This window comes from Pseudonocardia sp. P1, assembly GCF_000178675.2.
Lineage (GTDB): Bacteria > Actinomycetota > Actinomycetes > Mycobacteriales > Pseudonocardiaceae > Pseudonocardia.
Window position 1 is genome coordinate 1,590,074 of sequence record NZ_ADUJ02000001.1, and the last position, 16,065, is coordinate 1,606,138.

Here is a 16,065-nt window from a genome sequence, read left to right on the forward strand (position 1 = left end):
ACCGCGAGGAGGTAACGCGACCGTGAGTAACAGCGTCTTCGCCGGTTCCCCGTTCCTGCGCGAGAGTGCGGCCGTCGACCACCGGGCCGGCGGCGCCCGGACCGCCCTGCGGACCCGGCACGACCGCGCCGCGACCGACGTCCGCGCCGCCGGCCGGTCCGGCGACGAGAAGGGCCTGCTCGACGCGACCCGGCGCCTGGAGCAGCTGCTCGCAGCGGCCCGCCGCGAGCTCGGTGCGCGCGACGCCGACACCCTCGTCGTCGAGGGCACCCTGTCGGTCGCGTACCTGCTCGGTGACGACGAGACCCGCGGCCTCGAGCTGGCCGCCCGCAACCTGGCGGCTCGCGAGCAGGAGTTCGGCGCCGACCACCCGGCCTCGCTGGCCGCCGCCGACGCGCTCGCCGCGGCACACCGCGTCACCGGACGCCCCGAGGAGGCCGTCGCCCGGCACGAGGACGTGATCACCCGGCGCGGGCGCGTGCTGGGCGACGCGCACCCGTGCACCGTCGCCTCCCGCGCGGCGCTCGCCGTGGCCCGCGCCGACGCGGGCGACCTGCGCGGCGCCGCCGGGCTGCTGTCGTCCACGCTGGACACCGCCGACCGGTTCCTCGGACCGAGCCACCCGGTGACCGACGACGTCCGCGAGCTGCTGGCCGAGTGTCGTGAGGCGCTGGCCGACGAGGCGCTCGCCGCCGTCCGCCCGGGCCGCGAGGAACCGGCCGACGAGCCCACGGAGGAGCCCACCGGTCTGCTCCCCGTGCTCTCCCGGGTCCCCGACCCCCGCGAGGAGACGCGCCCGATCTTCTTCGACCGGCCCTCCGGACCGCTGCCGGTCATCGGCTGATCCACCGGTCCCACGACACCGCCTCCCGGGACCCACCGCCGGGCAGCCTCCCCTCGCGGTGGGCCGGCCGGAGGACCCCCGCGGTCGGGAGTGGACGCGGACGCCGCCAGGCCGCAGGTGGGATCGCCGCGCGCCACGTGCGCACGTCGGTCATCCGGGAGCCCGGTAGGTGTGTCCGGTCGGGGTGGTGGTGCGGACCTGTCCGTCCGGCCCGCGGGCGACGCGCCAACCCGCTTGTTCGCGGACGTGGTTGTGGAACTCGCACACACCCCTGCCGTTGTCGAGCTCGGTCGCTCCCCCGTCGGCATCGCGGTGGATGTGATCGACGTGCCGCACCGGGGCATCGCAGTAGGGCTCCGTGCACCGGTTCCCCGCGCGCGCTCGGACCAGACGCGCCAGCAACCCGGTGAAGGTGCGCTGGCGGGAGTCCCCGCCGATCACGACTCCGTCGGAGGTGACCAGGCGGCGCAGGGTCTTCCTCCCCTCGCCCGTGGCGAGGAGCTCGACCGGGACGGGACCGTGACCGGGGATCTCCGCCGGGAGTGGCGAGTCCGGGTCCAGCAGCGCCTCGACCGGCACCACGACCTGGACCTCGACACCCACATCGGTCGCCATCACCTGTCCGGTGACCCGTTCGACGAGGGTGTCGGCCATGACCTGCCCACGAGTCCGGGTCAGGGGTGCCGGATCCACCGGCACCTCGGTGAACGCCTTGTTCAGAGCGGCCAGACACGCCACACCCTGCTCCACCGGCAGATACGCGGTCAGATACGTCATCGCATCCGGCGCCGGACGCAACGTCACCCGCCGCTCTGCTCGGGCCGACTCGACCCGGGCGCGGAACTTCTCCGGCGCCACCTCGGCGGCGAAGCGGCGTGCGAGGTCCTGCAATCGCCGGATCCCGAGCCGGGTCAGATCGTGGCCGGCCAGACGAACATCCACCGCGGCGCGTTCGGCGCGGTCGAGATCCGAGCAGGCGCTCACCACCGCCGTCACCTTGAGCGCCGACAGCTCCCCGGCGGCGAACAGCCCACGGACGTGATCGAGACCATCGTGCAGATCCCGGGCCGTACCCACCCGACGCCGCGCCTCGGCCGGCGACACCCGACAAGCCAACCCGACCTGCGCCACCACACCGCGCTGCAACCGATCCGGATCCGTCCGCCCGGCCGCGATGCCGTTCTCGACATGGAGCCGGGCGAACGCCCGCACTCGCGTCGCCTGCAACGCCGCCAAGGAGTGCTGCACGGATTCGAGCTGCTGGATCTGATCGATCAACTCCGCCTCGGAGACCCCGGACAGGTCGTCGTGCGCGGCCTGCTCCACCGCCAGCTGCACCAGCGCCAGATCGACCTGAGGGAACCCCGGATCCCCGGCAGGCAGGCCGGTGCGTGGAGGTTCCTGGACCGCGGTCATGAGCCAGACAGTATCCGAACATGTGTTCGATCCGCTAGTACATCGTTCGCTCCCGCACACCCGTGACCTGCGAGGGAGCGCGCGAACCACTCGGTGCCGGCGATCACCCCGGGAGGCCGGCCGCTGCCGAGCACGTTCGCGGAGCCGCCTCCGTCCGAGTCGACCGGCAGATGATGCGCCCCCTCCACCCCGGCACCACCGCGGATCGCCTCACCTCTCGCCCTCGCGAACCGGCCCTGAGCCCGTACCGCCCCGGAGGCGTCACGGACCACACGGTCGACGGCACGGACTCGGCTCGCACACCTCCGCCACGGACCTCCGCCCGCCACATGATCACCCGAGGCCGCGACCCACCCTCAGCCCCGGGCCACCAGCTTCATCAGCGTGTCGACGACGTCGTCGAACGCCCGCTCCTGCGCTGCCCCGGAGAGCTCCCCGCACCACACCGGCGCCTGGCTCATCGTCGCGTGCAGGCACTGCAGCGTGGCGTCGGTGTCGACGACCGCGAACTCCCCGGCCGCGAGCCCCTCGGTCAGCACGGCCCGGAACACCGCGTCGTGCCGGCGCCGCAGCGCCTTGATCCGGGTGCGCTGCGCGGCGGGCCAGGTGCTGGGCACCAGGAACAGCCGCAGCGCCGCGGGGTACTCGCGCACCGCGATCGTCACGTGCTCGCGCATCAGGGCCCGCAGCCGTCGGGCGGCGCTGCCCTCCCGGCCGGCCGGGAGGCTCTCCAGGCGGCTCGTCCAGTCGTCGCCGAGGGTCTCGATCGCGGCGGTGACCAGCTCGTCCTTGCCGGGGAAGTAGTAGTAGAGCGACCCCTTCGTGACGTCGAGGCGCTCGGCCACGTCCTCCAGGCTGACCGCGTCGTACCCGCGCTCGCCGACGAGCTCGGCGGCCGTCGTCAGGATCTGCCGGATCCGGCGGCCGCGCTTGCGCTGCACCCGCCCGACCGGCTCCTCGCCCACGCGCGCCGCGTCCGTCATCACTCCACCTCCGCCGAAACCTCCGCCGACCAGTCTCGCACCGGCCGCGCGGGCACCTCACGGACTCCAGTATTGACCTATGAGTCAAGTTTTGTCATTGTGGTCAGAGTTCGACGCCGAGGTCGATACCCAGAGGAGGTCGGCGACGTGGACTTCGCCCCCACCGAGAGCCAGCGCGCGCACCGCGACCGGGCCCGCGCGTTCGCGGAGTCGGTGCTGCTGCCCGGCTACAGGGGCCGGGAGGCCGCCGGCCGGATCGACCCGGACCTGCGCCGCGACATGGGCCGCGCGGGCCTGATCGGCCCGCAGCTGCCCACCGGTCTCGGCGGCGGCGGGACGGACCGGCTCACAGCGGGCCTCGTCGTCGAGGAGATCGGCCGCGGCGACATCAACGTCGGCTACCTGAACGTCGTCGGCGCGCTGACCGGCCGGATCCTCGCCGCCAATGCGACGCCCGGGCTCGCCGCGCACTGGGTGCCGCGGATCTGCTCCGGGGAGGAGATCGTCGGGATCGGGCTGACCGAGCCGCACGCCGGGTCCGACGCCGGCGTCCCCCGGCTGACCGCGACCCGCGACGGCACGTCCGACGACGCCGACTGGGTCCTCGACGGCGTCAAGTCGCTGTCGTTCGCCGCCGACGCCGCCGCGGTCGTCGTCTTCGCCCGCACCGGCGGGTCCACCGAGCGCGGCCGCGACATCTCCGCGTTCCTCGTGCCGCTCGACCGGCCCGGCGTGACCGTCGAGCCGTACCCGGACATGGGCACCCGCGCCGTCGGCCGCGGGGCCGCCCACCTCGACCGGGTCCGCGTCCCCGCCGACCATCTGCTCGGGCCCGAGGGGCAGGGGTTCGGGCAGGTCATGTCCGGGTTCGACTTCTCCCGTGCGCTGATCGGGCTGCAGTGTCTCGGCTGCGCGCAGCAGACCGTCGACGAGACCTGGCGGTACGTGTCGGAGCGCGAGGCGTTCGACCGGCCGCTGTCGGTCAACCAGGGCGTCTCGTTCCCGCTCGCCGAGGCCGACACGCTGCTCGCCGCGGCCCGCGGGCTCTGCCACCGCGCGCTCTGGCTCGCCGACGCCGGTGAGCCGCACACCGCCGAGGCCGCGATGTGCAAGTGGTTCGCCCCGAAGACGGCCCACGACCAGATCACCCAGTGCCTGCTGCTGCACGGCCAGTACGGCTACCGCACCGAGCTGCCGATCGAGCAGCGGTTGCGGGACGTGCTCGGCCTGCAGATCGGCGACGGCACCGCCCAGATCATGAAGCTCGTCATCGCCCGCCGACGGCTGGGCCGCGAGCTCGCACCCTGACTCACCCGACCGACCACGAGGAGAACACCCGATGGGCAGGATGGACGACAGGACCGTGATCGTGACCGGCGCCGGGCGCGGCATCGGCCGCGCGATCGCCGAGCGGCTGGCGGCCGAGGGCGCCGCCGTCGCGGTCACCGACGTCGACGAGCAGACCGCCGCCGGCACCGCCGCGGAGATCGGCGGACGGGCGGTCGGGATCCGGGCGGACGTCGCCGACCCGGAGTCGGTGCGGTCCATGGTGGACCGGGTCCGCGCGGAGTACGGCCGGATCGACGTCCTGGTGAACAACGCCGGCTGGGACAAGGTCGGCCCGTTCGTCGACTCCGACCCCGCCGACTGGGACCGGATCATCCGGATCAACCTCTACGGCGTCCTGCACACCGCACACGCCGTGGTCCCGGTGATGGTCGAGCAGGGCGGCGGGACGGTGGTCAACCTGGCCTCCGACGCCGGCCGGGTCGGCTCGTCCGGCGAGGCGGTCTACTCCGCGGCGAAGGGCGGGGTCATCTCCTTCACCAAGACCCTCGCCCGCGAGGTCGCCCGGAACGGGATCAACGCCAACTGCGTGTGCCCCGGTCCGACCGACACCGCCCTGTTCGCCTCGGTCGTCGAGGGCAACGACAGGCTGCGCGACGCGCTGGTCAAGGCCATCCCGTTCCGCAGGCTCGCGCAGCCGGAGGACCTCGCGGCCACCGTCGCGTTCTTCGCCTCCCCCGACGCCTCGTACCTCACCGGACAGACCGTCAGCGTCAGCGGCGGCCTCTCGATGGCCTGATCGGCGCGCCGTGGACACCACCTCCGCACACGACCTCCTCGACCTCGACGACCTGCTCACCGACGAGGAGCGCGCCTGGCGCGAGCACGTCCGCGGGTTCGTCGCCGAGCGCGTCACCCCGCACGTCGCCGACTGGTTCGAGCGGGCACACCTGCCCCGCGAGCTGATCCCCGAGCTGGGCCGGGCCGGGCTGCTCGGCGCGCACCTGCACGGGCCGGGCTGCCCGGGCCGCAGTGCCGTCGAGTACGGGCTCGCCGCGGCCGAGCTGGAGGCGGCCGACTCCGGGATCCGGACGATCGTCAGCGTCCAGGGCTCGCTCGCCATGACCGCGATCGACCGGTTCGGCACCGACGAGCAGCGGGAACGCTGGCTGCCAGGGATGGCAGCGGGCGAGCTCGTCGGCTGCTTCGGGCTCACCGAGCCCGGGTCCGGCAGCGACCCGGCGAGCATGACCACCCGCGCCGAGCCCGACGGCGACGGCTGGGTGCTGCACGGCGCGAAACGCTGGATCGGCCTCGCGACGATCGCCGACGTCGCCGTCGTCTGGGCGCGGACGCCGGACGGGATCCGCGGGTTCTGCGTCCCGACCGGCACCGACGGGTTCACCGCCACCCCGATCGAGCCGAAGCTGGGGCTCCGGACGTCGGTGCAGGCCGACGTCGTGCTCGACGGCGTCCGGCTCCCCGGCGACGCGGTCCTGCCCGGCGCGACCGGCCTGCGCGGCCCCTTCACCTGCCTGAACGAGGCCCGCTACGGGATCATGTGGGGCGCGATGGGCGCCGCTCGCGACGCCTGGACGACGGCGTGGCGCTACACGCTGGAGCGCCGGCAGTTCGGGACACCGCTGGCCGCGTTCCAGCTGACCCAGCAGAAGCTCGTCGACACCGCGCTGGAGCTGCAGAAGGGCATGCTCGTCGCGCTGCGCACCGGTCGGCTCAAGGACGCGGGACGGCTGCGCCCGGAGCAGATCTCGGTCGGCAAGCTCAACAACGTCCGCGAGGCGATCGACATCTGCCGGACGGCGCGCACGATGCTCGGCGGGAACGGCCTGTCCGCCGCGTACCCGCCGCTGCGGCACGCGGCGAACCTGGAGGCGGTGCGGACCTACGAGGGCACCGACGAGATCCACACGCTGATCCTCGGCCGGGCCCTCACCGGGATCCCGGCCTTCACCGCGGGCGGTGCGGGGTGACCCGCGCGGCCCGCACCTGACGCCCTCGACGAGGAGGAGCCGATGTACACCTACGACCCCGCACCGTTCCGGGAGTGGTTCGAACGCGACTTCACCTACCTGGCCGGGTTCCGGCGCACCGTGCGCCGCTTCGGCCGCCGGACCGCGGTGGTCGACCCGGCCACCGGTGACCGGCACACCTACGCCGACCTGGCCGCCGAGGTGGACGCTCTGGCGGCGGGCCTGCTCGACGCCGGGGTGCGGCCCGGCGACGTCGTCGCCTACCAGCTGTTCAACACCGCCGACTTCGCGCGCCTCTACCTGGCCACTCAGGCCGCGGGCGCGGTCGGGGCACCGGTCAACTTCCGGCTCGCCGCGGGCGAGGTCGCGCACGTCCTCGACGACAGCGGGCCACGGGTGTTCGTGTACGACACCGAGCTGGCCGGCACCGCGCGCGACGCGCTGGGGATCGCCGCGCACCGCCCGGAGCTGCTCGTCGCCGCCGGGGGCGGGGAGCCGCTGCCCGGGTCGGTCCGGATCGGCGAGCTCGCCCGGCCCGGCGGGGTGCCCCCGGAACCGGCGCGCACCACCTACGACGAGACCACCCGGCTCTACACCTCCGGCACCACCGGCATGCCGAAGGGCGTGCCGCTGAACAGCCTCGTCGAGGTGTTCAGCGCGCACGACGTGCTCATGCACTTCCCGCTGGGCCCGGGCGACCTGACGCTGAACATGACGCCGTGGTTCCACCGCGGCGGGCTCTACGCCGGTGGGCCGAACCCGGCGTTCTACGTCGGCGCGGGCGTCGTCCCGCTGCGGGCGTTCGACCCGGACCGGGTGCTGGACCTGGTCGCCGAGCACGGCATCACCTACCTGGTCGGCGCCCCGACCAACCTGGAGATGCTCTCCCACGCCCAGGCCGGGCGGGCCCGGGACCTGTCGTCGCTGCGCGGCGTCGTCACCATGGGCGCGCCGCTGGAGCGCGAGGCGTGCCTGCGCTACCAGGAGCTGCTCACCCCGCGGATCTTCAACGGTTACGGCACCACCGAGACGTTCTGGAACACCTTCCTGCGCCCCGACGACCTGCCCGGGCACGCCGGGACCACCGGGCGGGCCTGCACCGACGACGACGTCCGCGTGGTCCGCATCGACGACTCCGGCCGGGCCGACCCGGACGATCCCGCCGCCCGTGACGGCCAGGAGATCGGCGAGGTCGTGGTGCGCTCCCCCAAGGGCGGCTACGCCTACACCGGCGGCGCCGACCCCGGGAAGTTCGCGGGCGGCTGGGTCCGGCTCGGCGACCTCGCGACCTGGGACGCCGACGAGTTCGTCACCGTCGTCGGCCGCAAGGACGACATGCTCGTCTCCGGTGGCGAGAACGTGCACCCCGCGCAGGTCGAGGAGGCGCTGAACCAGCACCCCGGGATCGCCGACTCGCTCGTCGTCGGCGTGCCCGACGCGCGGTGGGGACGCCGCGTCGTCGCGTACGTCGTGCGCGCCGAACCCGGCCTCACCGCCGACGACTGCGACCGGCACTGCCGCGCCCACCCGATGCTGGCCGACTTCAAGCGCCCCCGCGGCTACCGCTTCGTCGACGAGCTGCCGCGCAACGCGACCGGGAAGAAGATCCACTACAAGGCGGTGGCCCAGGCCGCCGACGACGACGCCGGCGGCCTCTTCGAGACCGTCACCACCCGTCCGGAAGGAACACCACGATGACCACGACGACAACGACGACCCTCGACCCGAGCTCCTACTCCCAGCTGCTGTTCGAGCGCCGCGACGACGGCGTCCTGCTCATCACGATCAACAACCCGGAGAAGTACAACGCCACCGACGAGCAGCTGCACGGCGAGCTCGCCCGGGTGTGGAACGACGTCGCCCGCGACGACGAGACCCGGGTCGCGGTGATCACCGGTGCCGGTAAGGCGTTCTCCGCGGGCGGCGACCTGGGCATGGTCGAGCGGATGGCCGGTGACCACGAGCGCGTCTCGCACATGCTCACCGAGATGAGCGACCTGGTCTACAACATCATCAACTGCGAGAAGCCGGTCGTCTCCGCGATCAACGGCGTGGCCGTCGGCGCCGGTGTCGTCGTGGCGTTGCTGGCCGACATCGCGATCTGCGCCGAGGACGCGAAGATCGGTGACGGCCACGTCAGGCTCGGGGTGTCGGCCGGGGACCACGCCGCGATCATCTGGCCGCTGCTGGCGGGGATGGCGAAGGCCCGCTACTACCTGCTCACCGGCGAGATGCTCTCCGGCGCCGAGGCCGAGCGGCTGGGCATGGTCGCCAAGGCGCTCCCCCGCGACCAGGTCCTCGACGAGTCGCTGCGGGTCGCGCACGAGCTGGCCACCGGGTCGCAGCAGGCGATCCGGCTCACGAAGCGCTCGCTGAACAGCTGGCTGCGCAGCGCCGGACCGACCTTCGACCAGTCGGCCGCCTACGAGATGCTCTGCTTCCTCGGCCCGGACGTCGTCGAGGGCGCCGCGGCGCTGCGCGAGAAGCGCCGGCCCGACTTCCCCTCGGCGAGGCGCCCCTGACACCCGATCGGTGGGGGCGTGAGAGCGCCCTCACCGGAATTCCTGCGTACTTTCACGCTTCAGGTCGTGTTTAACCGGGTTCGCGCCGGGAAGAATGATACGCGGGCCGCACCACCGGGGGGCGGCGTACCGGAAGGGGCAACGGACCGTGAGCGCCGTGAGCACCGGTAGGACGAACGCCGTCATGGCCGTGGTCCGGGTCGAGGCCCCGGCCGGGGCCGAGGCGCACACCGTGGAGGCCGAGCTGACCCGGGCCCTGCACGCCCGGCAGAAGCGCCCGATGACGGTCGAGCTGTCGCTGGCCGACGGCACCGGCCCGTGGCCCCGGCGCGGCCCGGCGCGGTACGCGTTCGTCGCCGTCCTCACGATGGCGGGCCGGTCTGTACCGGAGCGGCTGCACCGCAAGATCGAGAAGACCGCCCGGAAGGCGCTCGAGCGGCGCTTCGGGTGCCCGGCACGGGCACGGGTGCGCACCGAGCTCTCCGACGCCGAGGCGGGCGCCTACTGGTTCAGCCTGCGCGGCACCCCGCACCGCCAGGCCTGACCGGGCGTGCCGGGCCGCTGCCCGCGCGTGTCGCGCTGACCGGAAACGGAAACTTGTCCGGACGTCTGCCCAGGTAGGGGGCCCGTAGGCGGTCCGGTGACCTGACGTACGGTGCGGCCATGGCTACCGAGACGACCCGAGACACGGAGACCACGCCGGCCGACACGGACACGGCCGGGACCGACGGCGCCGGCACCGAGTCGACGACGACGGCCACCACCGAGCCGGCCACCACCGGGGCCGACGAGAAGACCGGTGAGAAGTCCGGCGACACGGTCACCGGGAAGGCCGCCGAGCCCGTGAAGGCCGCCGAGACCACCGGGACCGGTGCTGCCGCGGCCGCGACCTCCGGCGGGCTCGTCGCCGGTGCCGGCGCGGTCGTCGGTGCCGCGCTCGGCCTGGTGTCGCTGACCGGCACCCAGCTCACCGACATGCTCCGCGACCGGCAGAGCCTGATCGGCCAGATCGAGGCCGCGACCGGCCTGCCCGGCAACCAGATCGAGGCGTTCTACGGCGCCCCGTGGCACACCGCGGCGCTGGCCAACGGTGTGTTCGCGATCCTCGCCGTGATCGTGGCCGGCGCGATCGCGTTCGGCCCGGCGGCCCGCCCCGGTGCGGCCGCGTGGGCCCGCCCGGTCGCGCTCGGCGGGCTCGTGCTCGGCGTGCTGGGCCTGCTCGTCGCGGGCGGGATGTACCTCGACGTGTTCGCCGCGCAGCCGGTGCTGCCCGCGATGCCGGGCATGCCCGGCATGGGCGGCTGACACCGCACGGACCCGGCCCGGGCCCGTCACCCCGCGTGGGTGGCGGGCCCGGCGTGTGTCCGGGGGTGGGTCAGGCGGGCCGCGCGCCCGGCGCGGACAGCACGAGCAGGTCCAGCAGCCCCGCCGCACCCGTGCCCAGGACCTCCACCGCGAACGTCCGCCCCCGCCCGAGGTGCACGACCTCGTTCGGCGACAGCACGGCCGTGACGCCGCCGTCGACCGTCACGCGGGCGTGCCCGGTCAGGACGACGAGCAGGCGGTCCTCGGTCGAGGCCGGTCCGCACCATGGCGCCGGGCCGGGCACGAGCGACAGCCGCTCGAGCGCGACGTCGCCGTAGCCGTCGTCCGGACCGACGAGCAGCTGGTGGGCGGGCGCCGGGCCGGACGGCCCGTTCGGGGCGCCCCACCGCACGACGCGATCGACAGCGGTGGCGGTCATGTCACCCTCCCGGTGCTCGGTGACTCAGATGAGCGGAACACTCCGTGTTCCGCCACTCGGCCAGTAGAGGGTTTCGGGGTCCGACGGGTCAACTCGACCGGTGAAATGGTGGGCTAGGGTGCTCAGATGAGCGCCACTGCCGGGGACTCCGGGCCGGACGACCGGTGGGGGCCCGCCCGCAGGTTGCTCGCCGCCGACGTCGCCGACCGGTACTTCGCCGCCGGCCAGACGAAGATCACGATCGCGGCGGAGCTGGGGCTGAGCCGGTTCCAGGTGGCCCGGCTGCTGGACGCGGCCCGCGAGCGTGGCCTGGTGCGCGTCGAGATCGACGCGGGCCCGGACGTCGACCGGGCCCGCTCCGCCGGGCTGCGTGCGGCCTACGGGCTGCGCCGCGCGCTCGTCGTCCCGCCGGGGCCGGCGCGCTCGGTCCCGGTGCGGGTCGCCGCGCTGGCCGCGGATCTGCTGCGCGAGACCGTCGGGACGGGTGACGTGCTCGGGCTGGCCTGGTCGCGCACGGTCAACGACGTCGTCGAGCACCTCCACCGGCTGCCCCGCTGCCAGGTCGTCCAGCTGTGCGGGGCGTACTCGCTGCCGTGGCGCCGCGACGGGTCGGCGACCGCGGTCTACCGGGCCGCCGCGCTGTGCGGCGGGGACGCCTTCCCGATCTACGCCCCGCTCGTGCTCCCCGACCGGGACTCGGCGACCGCGGTGCGGTCCCAGCCGGGTGTCGCGGACGCCGTCGCCCGGTTCGCCGAGCTCGGCACCGCCGTCGTGTCGGTCGGCGCCTGGCGGACCGGGCACTCGACGGTGCACGACGTGCTGACGGCGGCCGAGCGGAAGCGGCTGGGCGGGCGGGGCGCGTGCGGCGAGATCGTCGGGCTGCTGGTCGACGCCGACGGACGGGTCCTGGACACCCCGCTGGCCCAGCACGTCGTCGCGGTCGGCGAGGCCGAGCTGCGCGCCGCACGGGAGGTGGTCGCGCTGGTGCGGGACCCGGAGCGGGCCGACGCCGTCGACGCGGTGCTGCGGTCCGGGCTGGTGCACACCCTCGTCGCCGACGCCGGGACCGCCGACGCGCTGCTGCGGCTCACCGCGGAGCGACCGGTGCCCGGGGTGTGAGCCGCTACGGCCGGGCCGGGACGGCGCCGGTGACGGATCCCCGGATCCGGAGCTCGCCGGGCAGCCGGATCGTCCCGCCCGCCGGGCCGGGCTCCTCCCCCATCGCGGCGATCAGCTCGTGTGCGGCCCGCCGGCCCATCTCGGCCAGCGGCGGCGCGAACGTGGTGATCCCCGGCTGCCAGATCGCGAACCACTCGGGGTCACCGAGGCCGGCCAGCGACAGGTCCGCGGGGATGCGGACCTCGTGCTCGCCCGCCCAGCGCAGCACACCCATCACCAGCCGGCTGCTCAGCGCGACGACCGCCCCCGGGAGGTCGCCCGCGGTCCGGGCCATCGCCGCGGCCCCGCCGTCGGCACTGAACCCGGTGACGAGCACCCGGTAGCGGGCGCCGCGGGGCCCGTCCTCGGCGAGACCGGCCGCGTCGGCGGCCGTGCGGAACCCGGCGAGCCGTTCGGCGCTGGTGGACAGCTCGGGTGCGCCGACCAGCACGGCGAGGTCGGTGTGGCCGGCGGCGATCACGTGCCGGGTCAGCTCCGCGACCCCGGCGACGTCGTCGCTGACGACGGCGGCCGTGCCGGCGGTACCGGTGTGCCGGTTGAGCTGGACGACGGGGAGCCCGGGCGGTGCGACGCCGCCGGGATCGACCGGGACGTGGACGACGCCGTCGACCTGGCGGTCCAGCATCGTCTCCCAGGCGTGCCGTTCGGCGTCGGCGCTGTTGCCGGTCGCGACGACGAGCAGCTGGTACCCGGCGTCGGCCAGCTCGGCCTGCAGGACCGCGGCGCTCGCCGTGTAGAACTCGTTGTGGATGTCGGGGAGCATCAGCCCGACGACCAGGCTGCGCCGCTCGCGCAGGGCGCGCGCGGCGGCGTTGCGCCGGTAGCCGAGCTCACCGGCCGCGTCGAGCACGCGGCGCCGGGTCGCGTCGTCGACGTAGCCCTTCCCGCTGATCGCGCGGGAGGCGGTACCGACACCGACCCCGGCCAGCCGGGCGACGTCCGCGAGGGTGCTCACGGTGTCGAACGTACTGACCGGGGCCGGGTGACCGGGCACGCGCTCAGGTCCTCACGGCAGGGCCAGCCCGATCATCGAGCCGATCCCGACGGTGGCGAGCAGGATCAGCGGGATCGTCGCCAGGTCGGCGACCACCCCGGTGCGGATCATGCGGATCATCGGGACGTAGCCGGATCCGTAGACGATGGCGTTCGGGGGCGTCGAGACCGGCAGCATCGCGCCGGCGTTGCCGCCGAAGATCGCGGCCATCGCGGGGATCAGCGGGTCCACCCCGATGGCCACGGCGATCGGGATGACGATCGGCACGACGATGCCGACCGAGGCGGTGTTGCTCGTCGTCTCCGAGATGACCATGCCGAGGACGACCGCGACCAGGCAGAGCAACAGGGTGGACTGCACGCCGGTCAGGTCCGCGACGGCGGCGCCGAACGAGTCCGCGAGGCCGGTCTCGCTCATCATCCGGCCGATGGTCAGTCCCACCCCGACCAGGACGACCGTGCCCCAGTCGATCCTCCCGGCGTCGGCCCAGGAGAGCGTCCGCTCCCCGCCGCCCGCCGGGAGGAAGAACAGCAGGCCCGCGGTGGCGACCACGACCGCGCCCTCGTTGAGCCGGTCCAGCACGATGGCGAGCACCGTGTCCGGCGCGACCGCCCCGAGGGTCTCCAGCAGCGACGGCGTCACCCACAGGACGACGGTCAGCGCGAAGATCCACAGCACGTGCCGCTCGCCGGTGCTCATGCCGCCGAGCTCGCGGTGGGCCGCGCGGAAGTGCTCCTGGCCGCCGGGGATGTGCCGGGTCTCGGGCCGGTTGAGCAACACCACGGCGGTGAACACGACCACGCCGAGCGCGACGACGTACGGCGCGGACAGCGCGAGCCAGTCGAACAGCGGGATCTGGTAGCCGGTCATCTCCTGGACCGCGCCCCGGCCGATGACGTTCGCGATCCCGGTGATCGGGGTGAGCACCGAGCCGACCCCGGCGCCGTAGGCGATCGCCAGCATCAGCATGCAGGAGAAGCGGGTCCGATGCCCCCGCACCTGCGGGTTCTGCTCCTGGACGAGGTCCCCGACGGTGCGGACGACGCCGACGCCGATCGGCAGCAGCATCGCCGCGGTCGCCGACGCGGAGACCAGCGTGGCGAGCACCGTCGCGACGACGCCGAACGCCAGCGCCGTGCGGTAGGTGCTGTTCCCGACGCCGGGCAGCGCGAGCACCCGCAGCGCGAACCGGCGGTCGAGGCCGTGCACCGTCATCGCCCGTGCCAGCAGGAACGCGCCGATCACGAGGAACACGGTCGGCGAGCCGAAGGCACCGAACACCTCGGACGCGGAGCCGACGCCGAGCAGCACGAGCAGCGCGATCCCGATCAGGGCGGTCGCCGCGATCGGGATCGTCTCGCAGATCCACAGCAGGACGACGAACGCCAGCACCGCGAGCATCCCGCGCTGGTCGGCGGGGAGGTCACCGGGCCAGAGCAGGGCGAGCGCCATCAGCGGGAGGACCGCCCATCCGCCGATCCGCGAGCGGATCCGGTCGAACCGGTTCTCCGGGCCCTCGGCGTCGCCGTCGGCCGGGGCCGCGGAGGTCGTGGGGGCGGTCACGACGCCGTCCCCGGGCGGCTCGCGTCCAGGGCCGGGACGGCGGCCCAGCCGCGGACCGCGGCGGCGGAGATCCGGGAGGCCTCGCCGACGTAGTCGTCGGCGGTGACGAGCGGGTCGGGCAGCAGCGCGGCACGGCCCTGTTCCTCGGCGACCTCGGGCAGCACCTCGGCCAGGGTCCGGCCGTCCCGGCGGGCGCGGGCGGCGGCCTCGTACACCAGGTCGTGCGCGTGCTCGCGGCCCATCGCGCCGGCCAGCGAGATCATCTGGGCCTCGGCCATGACCAGCCCCCCGTCCTGCTCCAGGTTGGCGCGCATCCGGCCGGCGTCGACCCGCATCCCGCGGACGACGACGAGCGTCTCGGCCAGCGCGGTCCCGGCCAGCACCGCGAGCTGCGGCAGCACCTGCCACTCGATCTGCCACTCGCCGGCGGCCCGCTCGTGCCCGGCCTCCTGCATCCTCGCCAGCGACGACGCCAGCGCCCCGGCCGTCCCGGACAGCCCGATCACGATCTCCGAGGAGATCGGGTTGACCTTCTGCGGCATCGTCGACGACGCGCCGCGGTGGCTCTCGAACGGCTCGAAGACCTCGCCGATCTCGGTCCGCGACAGGTCGACGACGTTGCGGGCGAGCTTCGCGCAGGTCGCGGTGACGGTCGCGCAGAGCCAGCCGAACTCGGCGACGCCGTCGCGGTCGACGTGCCACGGCACGTCGGTGTGGTGCAGGCCGAGCAGCTCCGCGGTCGTCGCGCGGACCTCGGCGGAGCGCGGGCCGAGCGCGGCGCCGGTGCCGCCGGCGCCGAACAGCGAGACCAGCGCGATCCGCGGGGCGGCCTGGGCGAGGCGCTCGCGCTGGCGGGTGAACTGGGCGAGCAGGGTCGCGAGCGTGGCGCCGAACGTCGTCGGGACGGCCTGCTGGGCGTGGGTGCGGGCCGCCATCACCGTCCCGGCGTGCTCGGTGACCCGATCGGCCAGCGCGTCTCCGAGCGCACCGAGGCGACGGTCGAGGGCGGCCAGCGAGCGCGCCATCTGCAGGGCGAGACCGGTGTCCATGATGTCCTGGGTCGTCGCGCCGTAGTGCACGCGGCCGTCCGGCCCGGGCGGCAGCGACCCGCAGATCTCGCGGACCAGGCCGAGGATCGGGTAGCCGACGTTGCGGGCGGTCTTCCAGACGGCGTCCTGGTCGATGTTGTCCAGGTGCGCGGCGGCGACGATCGCCTCGGCGTCGTCCGGGGCGATCACGCCGTGCCGTGCCTGGGCCTGGGCCAGTGCCCGTTCGGCGGCGAGCCAGCTCTCGATCGAGCTCTGCTCGGAGAAGATCTCCAGCTGCTCCTCGTCACCCGCGAGCTGGGTGAGCAGGGAGAACGGGGACCGACCGGCGGTCGGGGTCATCGTCGAACCTCCATGGCGCGTCGCTGCACCACTCCGCGTCGAGCGGTGTGGAATGCATTCCACTATGGGATCGATTCCACACGACGTCAAGACCTGCCCCGGCCGTAGACGCCGGGACGCCGCGTGCCTCACACTCGTCGGGTCGCCGGCCCCG

General features: G+C 74.3%; 15 protein-coding genes. 9 read left to right on the plus strand and 6 right to left on the minus strand.

Going from position 1 to position 16,065, the window contains the following annotated elements; translation table 11 throughout:
* Positions 1 to 22: 22 nt before the first annotated feature.
* Positions 23 to 844 (plus strand): tetratricopeptide repeat protein, encoded by an 822-nt coding sequence (locus tag PP1_RS06885; protein WP_075314094.1) that lies wholly within the window; start codon positions 23 to 25, stop codon positions 842 to 844.
* Positions 845 to 994: 150 nt separating this feature from the next.
* Here the strand turns inward: PP1_RS06885 and PP1_RS06890 are convergent, their stop codons facing one another.
* The gene (locus PP1_RS06890) at positions 995 to 2,260 is read right to left on the minus strand and encodes an HNH endonuclease (RefSeq protein ID WP_010224932.1); all 1,266 of its coding nucleotides are present in this window, start codon (positions 2,258 to 2,260) and stop codon (positions 995 to 997) included.
* Between the two features lie 356 nt (positions 2,261 to 2,616).
* On the minus strand, positions 2,617 to 3,243 hold the full coding sequence (locus PP1_RS06895) for a TetR/AcrR family transcriptional regulator (protein ID WP_050802206.1): 627 nt from the start codon (positions 3,241 to 3,243) through the stop codon (positions 2,617 to 2,619).
* A gap of 147 nt (positions 3,244 to 3,390) precedes the next feature.
* Here PP1_RS06895 and PP1_RS06900 point away from each other — a divergent pair, with 147 nt between their 5' ends.
* The 7 genes from PP1_RS06900 to PP1_RS06930 all read left to right on the plus strand — a co-directional run bounded on the left by PP1_RS06900 (position 3,391) and on the right by PP1_RS06930 (position 10,348).
* Complete coding sequence (locus PP1_RS06900) at positions 3,391 to 4,551, plus strand: acyl-CoA dehydrogenase family protein (RefSeq protein ID WP_010224934.1); 1,161 nt, start codon at positions 3,391 to 3,393, stop codon at positions 4,549 to 4,551.
* Between the two features lie 31 nt (positions 4,552 to 4,582).
* On the plus strand, positions 4,583 to 5,329 hold the full coding sequence (locus tag PP1_RS06905) for an SDR family NAD(P)-dependent oxidoreductase (protein WP_010224935.1): 747 nt from the start codon (positions 4,583 to 4,585) through the stop codon (positions 5,327 to 5,329).
* A 10-nt stretch (positions 5,330 to 5,339) separates the two neighbouring features.
* Positions 5,340 to 6,521, plus strand: a complete 1,182-nt coding sequence (locus PP1_RS06910) for an acyl-CoA dehydrogenase family protein (RefSeq protein ID WP_010224938.1) — start codon at positions 5,340 to 5,342, stop codon at positions 6,519 to 6,521.
* Between the two features lie 42 nt (positions 6,522 to 6,563).
* Positions 6,564 to 8,219 carry a class I adenylate-forming enzyme family protein gene (locus PP1_RS06915; RefSeq protein ID WP_010224940.1) on the plus strand — a complete coding sequence of 552 codons (1,656 nt, stop codon included), beginning with the start codon at positions 6,564 to 6,566 and terminating at the stop codon, positions 8,217 to 8,219.
* Positions 8,216 to 9,043 carry an enoyl-CoA hydratase/isomerase family protein gene (locus PP1_RS06920; protein WP_010224941.1) on the plus strand — a complete coding sequence of 276 codons (828 nt, stop codon included), beginning with the start codon at positions 8,216 to 8,218 and terminating at the stop codon, positions 9,041 to 9,043. The genes PP1_RS06915 and PP1_RS06920 overlap by 4 nt, the downstream gene beginning before the upstream one ends.
* A gap of 157 nt (positions 9,044 to 9,200) precedes the next feature.
* A complete protein-coding gene (locus PP1_RS06925; RefSeq protein WP_139317202.1) occupies positions 9,201 to 9,587 on the plus strand; it encodes a hypothetical protein in 387 nt (128 codons plus the stop codon).
* A 119-nt stretch (positions 9,588 to 9,706) separates the two neighbouring features.
* Entirely contained in the window at positions 9,707 to 10,348 is a 642-nt protein-coding gene (locus PP1_RS06930; RefSeq protein WP_075314093.1) for a hypothetical protein, read from the plus strand.
* Positions 10,349 to 10,418: 70 nt separating this feature from the next.
* Here PP1_RS06930 and PP1_RS06935 read toward each other — a convergent pair whose 3' ends face one another.
* Positions 10,419 to 10,787: a hypothetical protein gene (locus PP1_RS06935; protein ID WP_010238659.1), complete on the minus strand. Its 369-nt coding sequence runs from the start codon at positions 10,785 to 10,787 to the stop codon at positions 10,419 to 10,421.
* Positions 10,788 to 10,913: 126 nt separating this feature from the next.
* Here PP1_RS06935 and PP1_RS06940 point away from each other — a divergent pair, with 126 nt between their 5' ends.
* Positions 10,914 to 11,906 carry a sugar-binding transcriptional regulator gene (locus PP1_RS06940; RefSeq protein ID WP_075314092.1) on the plus strand — a complete coding sequence of 331 codons (993 nt, stop codon included), beginning with the start codon at positions 10,914 to 10,916 and terminating at the stop codon, positions 11,904 to 11,906.
* A 4-nt stretch (positions 11,907 to 11,910) separates the two neighbouring features.
* Here the strand turns inward: PP1_RS06940 and PP1_RS06945 are convergent, their stop codons facing one another.
* From PP1_RS06945 to PP1_RS06955, 3 genes are read right to left on the minus strand one after another with little or no spacing between them, the layout of a single operon-like run.
* Positions 11,911 to 12,921, minus strand: coding sequence for a LacI family DNA-binding transcriptional regulator (locus PP1_RS06945; protein WP_029239992.1), 1,011 nt, complete (start codon positions 12,919 to 12,921; stop codon positions 11,911 to 11,913).
* Between the two features lie 51 nt (positions 12,922 to 12,972).
* Positions 12,973 to 14,523 carry an SLC13 family permease gene (locus PP1_RS06950; RefSeq protein ID WP_010241656.1) on the minus strand — a complete coding sequence of 517 codons (1,551 nt, stop codon included), beginning with the start codon at positions 14,521 to 14,523 and terminating at the stop codon, positions 12,973 to 12,975.
* Positions 14,520 to 15,911: a lyase family protein gene (locus PP1_RS06955; RefSeq protein WP_083697075.1), complete on the minus strand. Its 1,392-nt coding sequence runs from the start codon at positions 15,909 to 15,911 to the stop codon at positions 14,520 to 14,522. The genes PP1_RS06950 and PP1_RS06955 overlap by 4 nt, the downstream gene beginning before the upstream one ends.
* Positions 15,912 to 16,065 lie beyond the last annotated feature (154 nt).